At 69.9% G+C, this 14,075-nt stretch carries 11 protein-coding genes; all 11 read right to left on the bottom strand.

Annotation, left to right across the window (positions count from 1 at the left end; all coding sequences use genetic code 11):
• Positions 1-39: 39 nt before the first annotated feature.
• Positions 40-1,320 (bottom strand): MFS transporter, encoded by a 1,281-nt coding sequence (locus ABZ919_RS17065; protein WP_361248141.1) that lies wholly within the window; start codon positions 1,318-1,320, stop codon positions 40-42.
• A gap of 111 nt (positions 1,321-1,431) precedes the next feature.
• Positions 1,432-1,767, bottom strand: coding sequence for an RNA polymerase-binding protein RbpA (locus ABZ919_RS17060; RefSeq protein WP_003957010.1), 336 nt, complete (start codon positions 1,765-1,767; stop codon positions 1,432-1,434).
• Between the two features lie 216 nt (positions 1,768-1,983).
• Positions 1,984-2,220 (bottom strand): preprotein translocase subunit SecG, encoded by a 237-nt coding sequence (secG, locus tag ABZ919_RS17055; protein WP_133922257.1) that lies wholly within the window; start codon positions 2,218-2,220, stop codon positions 1,984-1,986.
• Between the two features lie 108 nt (positions 2,221-2,328).
• Positions 2,329-3,105 carry a triose-phosphate isomerase gene (tpiA, locus tag ABZ919_RS17050; RefSeq protein WP_361248139.1) on the bottom strand — a complete coding sequence of 259 codons (777 nt, stop codon included), beginning with the start codon at positions 3,103-3,105 and terminating at the stop codon, positions 2,329-2,331.
• A gap of 5 nt (positions 3,106-3,110) precedes the next feature.
• On the bottom strand, positions 3,111-4,322 hold the full coding sequence (locus tag ABZ919_RS17045) for a phosphoglycerate kinase (protein WP_361248137.1): 1,212 nt from the start codon (positions 4,320-4,322) through the stop codon (positions 3,111-3,113).
• 134 nt (positions 4,323-4,456) lie between these two features.
• Positions 4,457-5,464: a type I glyceraldehyde-3-phosphate dehydrogenase gene (gap, locus tag ABZ919_RS17040; RefSeq protein WP_361248136.1), complete on the bottom strand. Its 1,008-nt coding sequence runs from the start codon at positions 5,462-5,464 to the stop codon at positions 4,457-4,459.
• 298 nt (positions 5,465-5,762) lie between these two features.
• Entirely contained in the window at positions 5,763-8,717 is a 2,955-nt protein-coding gene (locus ABZ919_RS17035) for a M14 family zinc carboxypeptidase (RefSeq protein ID WP_361248134.1), read from the bottom strand.
• Between the two features lie 169 nt (positions 8,718-8,886).
• The gene (gene whiA, locus ABZ919_RS17030) at positions 8,887-9,876 is read right to left on the bottom strand and encodes a DNA-binding protein WhiA (RefSeq protein ID WP_361248132.1); all 990 of its coding nucleotides are present in this window, start codon (positions 9,874-9,876) and stop codon (positions 8,887-8,889) included.
• On the bottom strand, positions 9,867-10,961 hold the full coding sequence (gene yvcK, locus ABZ919_RS17025; protein ID WP_361248130.1) for a uridine diphosphate-N-acetylglucosamine-binding protein YvcK: 1,095 nt from the start codon (positions 10,959-10,961) through the stop codon (positions 9,867-9,869). The genes whiA and yvcK overlap by 10 nt, the downstream gene beginning before the upstream one ends.
• Positions 10,958-11,977, bottom strand: coding sequence for an RNase adapter RapZ (gene rapZ / locus ABZ919_RS17020; protein ID WP_361248128.1), 1,020 nt, complete (start codon positions 11,975-11,977; stop codon positions 10,958-10,960). Before rapZ ends, yvcK begins: the two co-directional genes overlap by 4 nt.
• Entirely contained in the window at positions 11,974-14,070 is a 2,097-nt protein-coding gene (gene uvrC, locus ABZ919_RS17015; RefSeq protein ID WP_361248126.1) for an excinuclease ABC subunit UvrC, read from the bottom strand. Before uvrC ends, rapZ begins: the two co-directional genes overlap by 4 nt.
• Positions 14,071-14,075: the final 5 nt, after the last annotated feature.

The raw sequence follows: 14,075 nt of genomic DNA, 5'->3' as shown, positions 1-14,075 counted from the left end.
CTTCTTTCGTGCCTGTCCCAGCTGTTCCAACCTAATTGATCACCGCACGGTGCGAGCGGTGCTCATGTCGTCGTCCGGCGCAACAACAGGTACGTCCGACTTGCGGGCGGGTATCAGCGCGGTGACGGACAGGGCGAAGAGGGCGGCAGTGAGCAGGGCCGGTGCGCCCGGTCCCCAGGCCGTGGCCACGGCGCCGCCGAGCACGGCGCCCAGCGGTGCCCCGGCGACGGCGAGGGTGCGGAAGGCGGAGCCGACCCGGCCGAGCATGTCGGCGGGGGCGCGTTGCTGCATCAGGGTCGTCGTGCTGACGTTCCACAGCATGCCCATGCAGCCGAAGACCGCGAGCGCGGCCACCGTGACGGGCAGACTGCGCACGGTGCCCATGACGACGAGCGCGCCGGTCTGCACGGTGCCGGCGAGGAGAACGGTTGGCAGCGGACCGAGCACCCGCGTGGTCCACCGGTTCAGCACTCCGCCGGCCAGACCGCCGACGGTGTACGCGGTGGCTGCCGCCGCGTATCCGGCCGTGCCCGCGTGCAGCCGGCGGGTCACGAGGACCACCAGGGTGGCGATCAGGGCACCCATGCCGATGTTGCACAGGGCCGTGGCGGTGCACAGCCCGCGCAGGGCCCGGTCGCGGCCCAGGGTGCGCAGGCCAGCGCCGATCTCCCGCCGCAGGGTGCTGCCCGCCGGTCTGTCCGCGCGGTCGGGTGCGTCCGTCCGCAGGGAGGCGACCAGCGCGGCGGCCACGAGGAAGGTGACGGCGTCGGCCGCGAAGGGGACGGCCGCCCCCGCGGCGATCAGCACCGGCACGACGGGCGCGCCCAGCAGGCCGCCGGCGATCTTCTGCCCGGTCATCAGCCGGGCGTTGGCGCTGCCGAGGGTCTGCCGGTCCACGAGGGCCGGCAGCAGGGCGGTCGCGGCGTTGTCGAACAGGGTCTGGAGCGTGGTCAGCGTGAAGGCCAGGGCGATGAGCAGCGCGATCGAGACGTGCCCCAGGGCGACCACCGCTGCGAAGGAACCCACGAGCAGCCCCCGCACGGCGTCCACGGTCCACATCGCGCGCCGTTGGTCGACGCGATCGGCGACCGCGCCACCGAGCAGCCCGAAGACGATCCAGGGCAGATAACCACAGGCAGTGACGGAGGCGATGAGCAGGGGCCGGTCGGTCAGCGAGGCCGCGACCAGCGGTAGCGCGGCTCCTCTCAGGGCGTCCCCGAACTGGGAGACCACGGCAGCCGTCCACAACCGCCCGAAACCCCCGCGCCACGCCGGCGCACGCCTCTCCCCCGTCTCGACCACTGCCGGAACTCCCCCCATGGTTCTCGCCTTCACGAAAACCGTAGCGGGAACCACTGACAACGGGTCGGGGCCGAGCGCAGCGATACGGCTCCGGCCAGGCACCTCGAGGCGCCCAGCCGGTCTCAAGTCCTAGATTTCGCCCCGCAGTTTGGCGAGCGCCTCGGCGAGGATCGCCTCGCCGTCCGCGTCGCTGCGCCGCTCCCGCACGTACGCGAGGTGCGTCTTGTACGGCTCGGTGCGCGGCGGGTCCGGCGGGTTGTCCCGGTCCTGGCCGGCCGGGAAGCCGCAGCGCGGGCAGTCCCAGGTGTCGGGAACCTGTGCGTCGCTGGCGAAGCTCGGCTGCGTCTCGTGCCCGTTGGAGCACCAGAAGGAGATGCGGAGACGCGGCGCGGACTCGCCGCGCTCGGCCTCGCCCATCGGCCCCGCTCCGACCCGGCTTCCCCGGATCGCGTTGCCACTTGCCACGGTCGTAACTCCCTGCGTGATGGTGCCGCAAAGCGAGTCGGCGTTTCGCTTCGCTGCGAGCGCCTCAGTCTACGTAAGGCCCAACGCGCGTCCAGTGATTGGAGTTACAAGCCCCCACATCCAGACGCAAGCCCCATGATAGGCCGCGCTCCGCTGCGCGTACCGAACATGGGGCCTTACGTACCGAATATGCGTGATGTGGGTGCTGCGCGGGTGTCAGCTGTTCGTCTTCATCACAATGCCGAGGACGACGATGCACGCGAACCACAGCAGACCGATCACGATGGTGATCCGGTCGAGGTTGCGCTCGGCGACCGAGGAGCCGCCGACGGAGGACTGCATGCCGCCACCGAACATGTCGGAGAGGCCGCCGCCCTTCCCCTTGTGCATCAGCACCAGCAGCATCAGCAGCAGGCTGAAGACGATCAGGGCGATCGAGAACCCCAAAACCACGGCTGGACCAACTTCCTCGGATTCGGATGGACGACGGGGACACAGCACGTCGGCTGTGCCCCCGCAAGAGTACGACGTATCGCCGCTACCGCCTACTCACAGCGTGCGTCACTGATCGCGGAAGCGCACGATCTTGACGAACTCGTCGGCGTCCAGTGAGGCACCACCGACCAGGGCGCCGTCGATGTCGGCCTGCGCCATGATCTCGGCGACGTTGCCCGACTTCACGGAGCCTCCGTACTGGACGCGGACCTTGTCGGCCACGTCCTGGGAGTACAGCTCGGCGATCTTGGCGCGGATGGCCGCGCAGACCTCCTGGGCGTCCTCGGCGCCGCAGACCTTGCCGGTGCCGATGGCCCAGACGGGCTCATAGGCGATCACGACGGTCTCGGCCTGCTCGGCCGGGAGGTCCTTCAGGCCGCCCTCGACCTGGGCGAGGGTGTGGGTGACGTGGTTGCCCGCCTCGCGGACGTCCAGCTCCTCGCCGACGCACAGGATCGGGGTGAGGCCGTGCTTGTAGGCGGCCTTGACCTTGGCGTTCACGAGCTCGTCGGTCTCGTTGTGGTACTGGCGGCGCTCGGAGTGGCCGATGACCACGTACGTGCACTTCAGCTTGGCCAGCATCGGCCCGGAGATCTCGCCGGTGTAGGCGCCGGAGTCGTGCTGCGAGATGTCCTGGGCGCCGTACTTGATCTTGAGCTTGTCGCCGTCGACCAGGGTCTGCACGGAGCGCAGGTCGGTGAAGGGCGGCAGGACGGCGACCTCGACGGCCTCGTAGTCCTTGTCGGCCAGGGCGAAGGCGAGCTTCTGGACGTGCGCGATGGCCTCGAGGTGGTTGAGGTTCATCTTCCAGTTGCCCGCCATCAGCGGCGTGCGCGTGCTCATCGAGGTCAGTCCTCCAGTGCGGCGAGGCCGGGGAGCGTCTTGCCCTCGAGGTATTCGAGGGAGGCGCCGCCACCGGTCGAGATGTGGCCGAATGCATTTTCGTCGAAGCCGAGCGTACGCACGGCCGCGGCGGAGTCACCGCCGCCCACGACGGTGAAGCCGTTCGAGTCGACGAGGGCCTGGGCGACCGCCTTGGTGCCCTCGGCGTAGTCGGGGTGCTCGAAGACGCCCATGGGACCGTTCCAGAAGACGGTATCGGCGTCGGCGAGCTTCGAGGCGTACAGCTCTCGGGTCTTCGGGCCGATGTCCAGGCCCTCCTGGTCGGCGGGGATCTTGTCCGCGTCGACCACGGTGTGCTCGGTCGGCGCCTTGGTCTTCAGGTCCGGGAAGGTCCGGGAGACCACGACGTCGACGGGGAGCAGCAGCTCCACGCCCTGCTTCTCGGCGCGCTGCATGTACTCGGTGACGACCGGGACCTGGTCCTCCTGCAGGAGGGAGATGCCGACCTCGTACCCCTTGGCCTTGAGGAAGGTGTAGGCCATGCCTCCGCCGATGAGCAGGCGGTCGGCCTTGGCGAGCAGCTGGTCGATGACGGCCAGCTTGTCGGAGACCTTGGCGCCGCCGAGTGCGACGACGTAGGGGCGCTTGACGTCCTCGGTGAGCTTCTTCAGGACGCCGACCTCGGTGGCGATGAGGTAGCCGGCGTAGTGCGGCAGCTTCTTCGCCAGGTCGTAGACCGAGGCGTGCTTGCGGTGCACGGCACCGAAGCCGTCACCGACGTAGACGTCGGCCAGGGCGGCGAGCTGGTCGGCGAACGCGCCGCGCTCGGCGTCGTCCTTGCTCGTCTCGCCGGGGTTGAAGCGCAGGTTCTCCAGGACGGCGACATGGCCGTCGACGAGGCCCGTGACCGTGTCCTGGGCGGACCGGCCGACGGTGTCGGTCGCGAAGGCCACGGCGGTGCCGAGGAGTTCACCCAGGCGGGAGGCGGCCGGAGCGAGGGAGAAGGCGGGGTCCGGGGCGCCCTTGGGGCGGCCCAGGTGCGAGGCGACAACCACCTTGGCGCCCGCGTCGGCGAGGGCCTTGACGGTGGGCAGCACGGCGCGGATGCGGCCGTCGTCGGTGATCGTCCCGTCGGCCAGCGGCACGTTGAGGTCGGCGCGGACGAAGACCCGCTTGCCGCTCACGCCGTCGGCGAGAAGTTCGTCGATCGTCTTCATTGAGTGGACTCCAAAGGAGGGCTCGTGGTGCACCTGATCGTAAAAGGACGTGGTCCGGGCGTGAGACAGGGCTCGGGCAGCGCGGCCATGCGCTGCCCGAGCCCTGCTCTCACTTCAAGGTCCTGCTTCGACGATCAGAGCTGGTTGCCGACGAAGACCGTGAGGTCGACGAGGCGGTTGGAGTAGCCCCACTCGTTGTCGTACCAGCCGATGACCTTCACGTTCTTGCCCTCCTGGACCATGGTCAGGGAGGAGTCGAAGGTACAGGAGGCCGGGGCGTTGACGATGTCGGAGGAGACGATCGGGTCCTCGGTGTAGTCGAGGAGGCCCTTCAGCTCACCCTCGGCGGCCTTCTGGAAGGCGGCGTTGACCTCTTCCTTGGTGACCTCGCGGGAGAGCTCGACGACCAGGTCGGTGACGGAGCCGGTCGGGACCGGGACACGCATGGCGATGCCGTCCAGCTTGCCCTTGAGCTGGGGCAGGACCAGGGCGGTGGCCTTGGCGGCACCGGTGGTGGTCGGGATGATGTTCTCCGCGGCGGCGCGGGCACGGCGCAGGTCCTTGTGCGGGAAGTCGAGGATGCGCTGGTCGTTCGTGTACGCGTGCACCGTGGTCATCAGACCCTTGACGATGCCGAAGTTCTCGTCGAGCACCTTCGCCATCGGCGCCACACAGTTGGTGGTGCAGGAGGCGTTGGAGATGACGTTGTGCTGCGCCGGGTCGTACTTGTCCTGGTTGACGCCCATCACGATGGTGATGTCCTCGTCCTTGGCCGGGGCCGAGATGAGGACCTTCTTGGCGCCGCCGGCGATGTGCTTGGCGGCGTCCTCCTTCTTCGTGAAGATGCCGGTCGACTCGATGACGATGTCGACGCCCAGCTCGCCCCAGGGGATGTCGGCCGGGTTGCGCTCGGAGAGCACCTTGATGGTGTGGCCGTCGACGGTGATGGTGTCGGCGGTGTGGGAGACCTCCTGCTTGAGGCGGCCCAGGATCGTGTCGTACTTGAGCAGGTGTGCGGTGGTCGCGGTGTCACCCAGGTCGTTGACAGCCACGACCTCGATGTCCGCCCCCTGCTCCAGCAGCGCGCGGAAGTAGTTACGCCCGATGCGGCCGAAGCCGTTGATGCCTACGCGGATCGTCACGAACCGATCTCCTCGTTGGTACGCCGGCCATGCGGTGCCGGCGAGCTCTGTTTGGGATGTCCCCGACCACCCCCGACCCTACCTCTCTGGGGGCCCCGTGGTGACATCGAGATGCCGCATACACGGGCAGGCGGTCCGTACCCACCAGTAGGGGTACGGACCGTCCCGGATCGTCGGCAGATTCATCCGTATTGATTGTGTATTGCGAAGCGTTTTTGACGCTGTTTTCACTCGTTCGTGAGCGGGTTGGCTCACTTGATGAGTACCCCGTTCGCGCACCGTTGAGAGGGGGTTGCGCTCACCTGTCGAGCGCGGCGAACCCCTTCCTCAGCAGGGCCCCCCGATCGGCCGCCGACGGCACCTGTTCCAGACCGAATCCGAGCAGCACGGTGTCGTCCGTGGTGACCGCTCCGTACGTCTGGAACAACGCCCCGGTGCGCGCCCAGTCCTTCAGGACCGGCGGGCTGCCGGGGGGCGGCCCGGCCACGCGCCAGGCGCCCAGCGACGATTCGAAGCCCTCGGTCTCCTTCGCCGTGCCGCCGACGACGAGCGAGGCGTCGTCGGCGAGGACGCCGTGTCCGCCGGTTCCCGGGTCGCTGATGTAGCTGAGGGAGACCTCGACGGACTTCCCGGCATAGGCGCTGAGGTCGAACGTGACCTGCCGCCAGCCGTCGGAGCTGCCGGTGAGACTGTTCCAGGACCCGGTCGTGCCGGTCGCGGCGCAGGCGCCCGCCGTGAGCGTCAGATAGTGCTTCAGCCACGGGTGCTCGGCGATCAGGTACCCGGCTCCGCAGTCGGACGGGACGGCCGTCCTCGTGGCGCCGCCGGCCTCCGGCAGCGTCGTCCAGTCGTCGGCGCCCACCGTGTGCGCCTCGACCACCGCATGGTCGTACCCCGGTTCGGTGTCCCACAACAGCCGGGTGCTCAGGGCCGGCTTGTCGGCGGCACTGACACCGGTGAGGTCGATGGTGCGGGTGAGGCGCTTGTAGGCGTCGTCGGTGTGCACGGCCGCGGCCATGTAGGAGCCGGAGTACGGCCCGTAGGGATTCACGGTCCCGGCGAACCGGCCCGCGCCCTCGCTCTTGAACTGCGGATACCTGTCCGCCGGCAGTTCGTCGGAGGTGACGGCGTAGGTGCCGGCCTTGTCCAGCGGGTTGCCGGGCGCGTCGCCGAGCGCGCCCGTGTAGCCGTCGAGGGCGCCGGCGCCGGTGAAGCCGGTCGCTCCCTTGGTCGACGTACGGCTGTAGGCGCCCAGGTAGTACTGGCTGAAGTCGTCCGAGAGGTTGCCGTCGCCCAGGTCGACGCTGCCACCGGCGAGCTCACCGGCCTCGATCAGACGGCCGCCCTCGTTGAGGTAGGCGCGCAACTGGAGCTGGGTGGCGTTGCCGGGGCCGGCGGCGCCCGAGTAGTGAACGACCGTCCGGAAGTGCTTCAGCACGCCGAGCGCGTCCGGTGCGCCCTGGGTGGCGACGTCCCACAGGACCGCCCTGTGCCCGGCCGCCTTGACCGCGTCCACGTACTTCTGCGCCTGCGCGGCGGCCGTGCCCTCCTCGGCGACGACGAGGGTGTCGGCCCTGGGCCGTTCGGCGACGGTGTAGGTGAAGTGCGAGCTGGAGATCCTCCTGCCGCTCTTCGTCCTGCCGGTGAACCACACCTCCACCTTGTCGCCCGGCTCACCGCCTCGCACCTCGGCCCGGTACTCGTCGAAGTACAGGTCGTCCCCGCCGCCGTAGGTCGTGCCGCCCTTCCAGTGGCGCAGCGTCCGGCCGAGGACGCGGCCGCCGTCGACTCGGTACTTCAGCTCCTTGTCGCGGATCGCCTTGCGGACGACGACGGAGACCTCCTGGTCCGCCCCGCGCGCGTACGACGTGGAGAATGCTGCCGGGGTGAAGTCGGTGGCGCTCAGGCCGACCGAGGAGACCGGCCGGTCGGGGTGCACGGCGGTCTCGGCGACGGAGAGCGCGAACGGGACGTTCTTGGTGAACTCCTGCTGGATCAGCTTCTCGTCGTCGGGGAAGTTGAAGACCGACTGGCAGTCCTCCGGCTTCCACGCGTCGTTCGGGTCGACGTTCGACGCGGTCTCGCAGGTCGACATCTCCGGGGTGAACATCGCGGTGCCGTTGACGTTCGAGGCGTGGCCGTCCGCTTCTCCGTTGGTGGTGTAGAGCTCCGAGGAGACCTGCGAACGGTAGCCGGGGATGGCCGGATGGTCCGGGGTGCCGGCGAGCGCCTTGTAGAGGACGTCGTCCGGGGTGGGGGTGGCGACCTGCCAGCCGACGCCGTAGAGGAGGAGTTCGGCGGCGGAGTGGTAGTTGACGGCGTACCTGAATCCGACGCGCTTCTCGAAGCCGTCCAGTGCCCTGGTCTCGGGCTCGGACTCGGGGCGGGCGCCGCGGTAGGTCTCGCTGGTCGGGTCGGGGGACGAACCCTCGTCGTCGTAGCCCCATTTGTAGGGGAAGTTACGGTTGAGGTCGACGCCGTCGCCCGCGCCGATGACACCGTCGCCGTTGACGTCCCGGAGGTTCTTGCGCCACAGGCGCGCCGTGGAGTTCTTGAACGTGTAGTCGTAACCGTCGGGGTTGGCCGAGATGACGAACCACAGCTCGGTCGAGTCGACGATCCTGCGGATGCGCCGGTCCGTCCGGTAGTGGTCCAGGTAGTAGTGCATCAGACGCCGGGTCATCTCCGGTGTGATCCACTCGCGTGCGTGCTGGTTGGACATGTAGAGCACGGACGGCTTGGATCCGTCCTTCGTCTTCCTCGCGTTCCTGGTCAGTTCGAGCGCGAGGATGTCCTGGCCGTCCACCGTCTTCCCGATGGACTCGACCTTGGTCAGACCCGGGTTGTCCCGGGCGGTCCGGAGGATCTCCTCCTTGAGCCCGCCGGTTCCGCTGTAGGGCCGGAACACGCCCTGGGAGGCCTTCTGGATGTGCGCCTCCGCCCTGGCCGAGACGGTGTGCTCGGTGAGGGCGACGCCCTGTTCACGGAGTTTCGCGGCCTGTTGGCCGGTGAGGTAGACCTCGACCTCGGACCTTCCGCTTCCGGTGACCTGCTCACCGAGTTCCTGGGCGTCCTGCCCGGCCTCGAGGAGCAGCGGGATCTGCTTCCTCGTGACATCGGCGCGGAAAACCTTGATTCCGTCGGGGTCGGGCCGCGCCGGGTTCGCGTTCTGCGCCTGGGCCACGGGTGCGAGGCTCGCTCCGCCGATCAGGAGCGCGCCGACAGCGAGGATCGATCTCGCTCTGTGTCTCATGAACCCCCCTAGCGGTGGTTCGCCACAGCGACGAACAGGTTGCCAGGCTCATGTCAGTCCGTGGTCGAGTCAAGAGCGCCTCACGGCCACGTGAACGAAGTTCCGCCAGACAGCCCAAGGCCGGCGCCTCAGCCCCAACAGGACTACGGCACCGGCCTGTTGACGCCGGTCAGACCGCCAGGTTGTCCGCCAGCTCGTCGCTGAGGTTGGCCTCCGTGCCCGGGATGCCGAGATCGGTGGCGCGCTTGTCGGCCATGGCCAGCAGGCGGCGGATACGGCCCGCGACCGCGTCCTTGGTCAGCGGCGGGTCGGCGAGCGCGCCCAGCTCCTCGAGGGAGGCCTGCTTGTGCTCCATGCGCAGACGCCCGGCGGCCGCGAGGTGTTCGGGCACCTCCTCGCCCAGGATCTCCAGCGCCCGCTGCACCCGGGCGCCCGCGGCCACCGCGGCCCGGGCCGAACGGCGCAGGTTGGCGTCGTCGAAGTTGGCGAGCCGGTTCGCCGTCGCGCGCACCTCGCGGCGCATCCGGCGCTCCTCCCAGGCCAGCACGGACTCGTGCGCGCCGAGCCGGGTCAGGAGGGCGCCGATGGCGTCGCCGTCGCGGACGACCACGCGGTCCACGCCGCGGACCTCCCGGGCCTTCGCGGCGATCGACAGCCGGCGGGCGGCACCGACCAGCGCGAGTGCGGCCTCCGGCCCCGGGCAGGTCACCTCCAGCGAGGAGGAACGGCCGGGCTCGGTCAGCGAACCGTGCGCAAGGAAGGCGCCGCGCCAGGCCGCCTCCGCGTCACAGGTGGCCCCGGAGACCACCTGCGGGGGCAGGCCCCGGATGGGGCGGCCCCGGCCGTCCACGAGGCCCGTCTGCCGGGCCAGCTGGTCACCGCCCGCGACGACCCGCACGACGTACCGCGAGCCTCGCCGCAGCCCGCCGGGTGCCATCACGATCAGCTCCGAGCTGTGCCCGAAGATCTCCAGGATGTCCCGCTTGAGACGGCGGGCCGCCATCGCGGTGTCCAGCTCCGCCTCGATCACGATGCGCCCGCTCACCAGGTGAAGGCCGCCGGCGAACCGCAGAATGGCGGAGACCTCCGCCTTCCTGCAGCAGGTCCGGGTGACGGGTAGCCGGGAGATCTCGTCCTTCACCGCTGCCGTCATCGCCATGGGCCGATCCTTCCATGCATCCGAAAAATACGGTCGTACGCGGCGGCCAACAGCTCCGGATCGTGCCGGGGTGATCCATCGGTCCGGGCCACGGGCGCCAGCTCGATCGCGGCTCCCAGCCGCTTGGCGGCCTCGGTGAGCGAGTCGCGGTCGGGCACGGCGGCCTCGTCGGCCAGCACCACGTCCAGGGCGAGTTTAGGGGCGTGTCGCCCCAAAACCTCCAAATGACGCTGCGGGGAGAAGCCCTCGGTTTCTCCCGGCTGCGGGGCGAGGTTCAGGGACAGGACCTTGCGCGCCTTGGTCTCCATGAGGGCGTCCAGCAGCTCGGGGACGAGCAGATGCGGGATCACCGAGGAGAACCAGGAGCCGGGACCGAGCACCACCCAGTCCGCGTCCAGGACCGCCTCGACGGCCTCGGGGACGGCCGGCGGGTCGTTCGGCACCAGGTGCACCGACTGGACCTCCCCGGGCGTCAGCGCGACGTTGGCCTGCCCACGCACGGTGTCCACGTCGTCCGGACGGTTCGGATCATGCCCCTTGACCAGGGCCTGCAGCTCCAGCGGCACGGCGGACATGGGCAGCACCCGCCCGTGCGCACCCAGCAGCTTGCCGACCAGGTCCAGGGCCTGCACATGGTCGCCGAGCTGCTCCCACAGGGCGACGATCAGCAGATTGCCCACCGCGTGCTCGTGCAGGTCGCCCTGGGACTGGAAGCGGTGCTGGATGACCCGGGCCCAGGTCTGCCCCCACTCGTCGTCGCCGCACAGCGCGGCCAGCGCCTTGCGCAGGTCGCCGGGCGGCAGGACGCCCAGCTCGTCACGCAGCCGGCCGCTGGAACCGCCGTCGTCGGCCACGGTGACGACGGCGGTGAGGTCGCCGGTGATCCGGCGCAACGCGGCGAGCGAGGCGGACAGTCCCATGCCGCCGCCGAGCGCCACCACCTTGGGCTGCGTGCCCCGGCGCCGGGGCCGGCCGCCGCGGGCCTCGGCGGGACGGGCCGCCCGCGCCTCGGCCGTGGCGCGGCTCGAACGCGCCTCCGGCACCATCCGGCGCAGCATGCCGAGCCGCCGTGTACGTTCCGTCATTCCCGTCCCATGTCCCGGTGCACGATCACCGTCTCCACGCCCTCGGCCGCGAGGCGCGCGGCGAGCTTCTCCGACATCGCGACCGAGCGGTGCTTTCCGCCCGTACAGCCGATGGCGATGGTCACATACCGCTTGCCCTCGCGCCGGTAGCCGGCCGCGATGAGGCGCAGCAGTTCGGCGTACCGGTCGAGGAACTCCTTCGCGCCGGGCTGGTTGAAGACGTAGGCGGCGACCTCCTCGTTGAGGCCGGTGTACGGGCGCAGCTCCGGGACCCAGTGCGGGTTGGGCAGGAACCGCATGTCCGCGACGAGGTCGGCGTCGACGGGCAGGCCGTACTTGAAGCCGAAGGACATCACCGTGGCCCGCAGCTCGGGTTCCTCCTCGCCGGCGAACTGGGCGTCCATCTTGGCGCGCAGCTCGTGCACGTTGAGGCTGGAGGTGTCGATCACCAGGTCGGCGTCGCCGCGCAGCTCGCGCAGCAGATGGCGCTCGGCGGCGATGCCGTCGACGATGCGGCCGTCGCCCTGCAGCGGGTGCGGGCGGCGCACCGATTCGAAGCGGCGCACGAGGGCATCGTCCGAGGACTCCAGGAAGACGATCCGCCTGGTGACTCCCCGGGTGTCCAGGTCGGCGAGGGACTCGCGCAGATTGTCGAAGAAGCGCCGGCCGCGTACGTCCACGACGACCGCGATCCGGGCCACGTTGCCCTGCGAGCGGGCGCCCAGCTCCACCATGGTGGGGATGAGGGCGGGCGGGAGGTTGTCCACGACGAACCAGCCGAGGTCCTCCAGACACTTCGCCGCCGTCGACCGTCCCGCCCCGGACATACCGGAGATGATCACCAGCTCGGGGATGGCCGCTTCGGCCGCCGCGGCCGGTGTACCGTCCGTGCTCACCTGTGCTCCGTCTTCCTGGGGCGCGGGCTGCTCGCCTGCCGCGGTGTGCGGCTGATCCTGCCCCGCTTCCTCGTGGGCGCGATCTCGCTCCGCTGTGGGCTGTGCTTCGTGCTCGGTCATCTCTCCTGCCCCCGTCGTTCGTCCGGGAGGCCCGCGGTCACGGGCTCCCCCGAGGAACCCGCCGTCGTCTCGGGTTCCTCCTCCTCAATGATCTCTCCAGTCGCCGTGTTCACGGCGGGGGCGGCCGGAGCCGCCTGGGCGAGGGCCACGGCGATGGTCTCGGCCGTCTTCCGGCCTATTCCGGGCACTTCCTGGATCTGTTCGATTGTGGCGGACCGAAGCTTCTTCACCGAGCCGAAATGCTTGATGAGCGCCTGTTTGCGGGTTTCCCCCAGGCCGGGGACCTCGTCCAGGGGGCCGGCCCGGAAGCGCTTGGCGCGCCTGGTGCGCTGGTAGGTGATCGCGAACCGATGTGCCTCGTCACGCACGCGCTGGAGCAGGTAGAGGCCTTCGCTGGTGCGGGGCAGGACCACCGGGTCGTCGTCGCCGGGCAGCCAGACCTCCTCCAGGCGCTTGGCGAGGCCGCAGACGGCGATGTCGTCGATGCCCAGCTCGTCCAGCGCCCGCCGGGCCGCCGCGACCTGCGGCCGGCCGCCGTCGACGACGACCAGCTGGGGCGGATACGCGAACTTCCTCGGGCGGCCGTCGTCGTCCTTGAGGGAGTTGGTGATCGCCTCGGTGCCGGCGAGCGAGTCGTCACCGTCGGCGAGAGTCTCCTCGGGGGCCGCGCCATCGGCCCACTCCCCCGTCTTCTCCTTCTCGGCGAGGTAGCGCCTGAAGCGGCGGCTGATCACCTCGTGCATGGAGCGGACGTCGTCCTGGCCCGCGAAGCCCTTGATCTGGAAGCGGCGGTACTCGCTCTTGCGCTGCAGGCCGTCCTCGAAGACGACCATCGAGGCGACCACGTCGTCCCCCTGAAGGTGCGAGATGTCGTAGCACTCGATGCGCAGCGGGGCGCTGTCCAGGTCGAGGGCCTCGGCGATCTCCTCCAGGGCACGCGAGCGCGTCGTCAGGTCGGAGGCCCGCTTGGTCTTGTGCAGGACGAGCGCCTGCTGGGCGTTGCGCTGCACGGTCTCCATGAGAGCCTTCTTGTCCCCGCGCTGCGGGATGCGCAGCGAGACGTTCGCCCCGCGGCGGCCGGTCAGCCATTCCTGGACCGGCTCGACCGGCTCGGGCAGCGCCGGGACCAGGACCTCCTTGGGGACCGCGTCCCCCGTCTCCTCGCCGTAGAGCTGCTGCAGGGCGTGCTCCACCAGGGCTCCGGTGGTGATCTCCTCCACCTTGTCGGTCACCCAGCCACGCTGGCCACGCACCCGGCCGCCGCGCACGTGGAAGATCTGCACAGCCGCCTCCAGCTCGTCCTCGGCGACGGCGATGAGGTCGGCGTCGGTGGCGTCGGCGAGCACGACGGCGTTCTTCTCCATGGCCTTCTTCAGGGCCTCGATGTCGTCGCGCAGCCGCGCGGCCCGCTCGTACTCCATCTCCTCGGCCGCCTCCATCATCTGCTTCTCCAGGCGGCGGAGGTAGGTGCCGGTGCGGCCGGCCATGAAGTCGCAGAACTCCTCGGCCAGATCCTGGTGGTCCTCGGGGCCGATCCGGCCGACGCAGGGGGCGGAGCACTTGTCGATGTAGCCCAGCAGGCAGGGGCGGCCGGTGCGGGAGGCGTTCTTGAACACGCCGGCCGAGCAGGTGCGCACCGGGAACACGCGCAGCAGCAGGTCGACGGTGTCCCGGATGGCCCACGCGTGCCCGTACGGCCCGAAGTACCGGACGCCCTTCTTCTTGTGACCGCGCATCACCTGCACACGCGGGAATTCCTCGTTCATCGTCACGGCGAGGTAGGGGTAGCTCTTGTCGTCGCGGTACTTGACGTTGAACCGGGGGTCGAACTCCTTGATCCAGGAGTACTCCAGCTGGAGGGCCTCCACCTCCGTGGACACCACGGTCCACTCCACGGACGCGGCGGTGGTCACCATCGTCCGGGTGCGCGGGTGCAGGTTCGCCAGGTCCTGGAAGTAGTTCGCCAGGCGCTGGCGCAGGCTCTTCGCCTTTCCGACGTAGATCACCCGGCGGTGCTCGTCACGGAACCTGTACACCCCGGGAGAGTCCGGGATCTCACCCGGCCTGGGGCGGTAGCTGGAGGGGTCGGCCATGTCTC

Origin of the sequence: Streptomyces sp. NPDC046759 (assembly GCF_040645475.1) — a bacterium.
Lineage (GTDB): Bacteria > Actinomycetota > Actinomycetes > Streptomycetales > Streptomycetaceae > Streptomyces.
Note: the sequence above shows the minus strand (reverse complement) of the source record. Positions and strands in the feature narration are given on the sequence as shown.

Bases quoted from the DNA above. Each gene is read 5' to 3' on its own strand.
- ABZ919_RS17065 (WP_361248141.1), bottom strand. From the start codon at position 1,320: ATGGGGGGAGTTCCGGCAGTGGTCGAGACGGGGGAGAGGCGTGCGCCG.
- tpiA (WP_361248139.1), bottom strand. From the start codon at position 3,105: ATGAGCACGCGCACGCCGCTGATGGCGGGCAACTGGAAGATGAACCTC.
- ABZ919_RS17045 (WP_361248137.1), bottom strand. From the start codon at position 4,322: ATGAAGACGATCGACGAACTTCTCGCCGACGGCGTGAGCGGCAAGCGG.
- ABZ919_RS17035 (WP_361248134.1), bottom strand. From the start codon at position 8,717: ATGAGACACAGAGCGAGATCGATCCTCGCTGTCGGCGCGCTCCTGATC.
- whiA (WP_361248132.1), bottom strand. From the start codon at position 9,876: ATGGCGATGACGGCAGCGGTGAAGGACGAGATCTCCCGGCTACCCGTC.
- yvcK (WP_361248130.1), bottom strand. From the start codon at position 10,961: ATGACGGAACGTACACGGCGGCTCGGCATGCTGCGCCGGATGGTGCCG.
- rapZ (WP_361248128.1), bottom strand. From the start codon at position 11,977: ATGACCGAGCACGAAGCACAGCCCACAGCGGAGCGAGATCGCGCCCAC.
- uvrC (WP_361248126.1), bottom strand. From the start codon at position 14,070: ATGGCCGACCCCTCCAGCTACCGCCCCAGGCCGGGTGAGATCCCGGAC.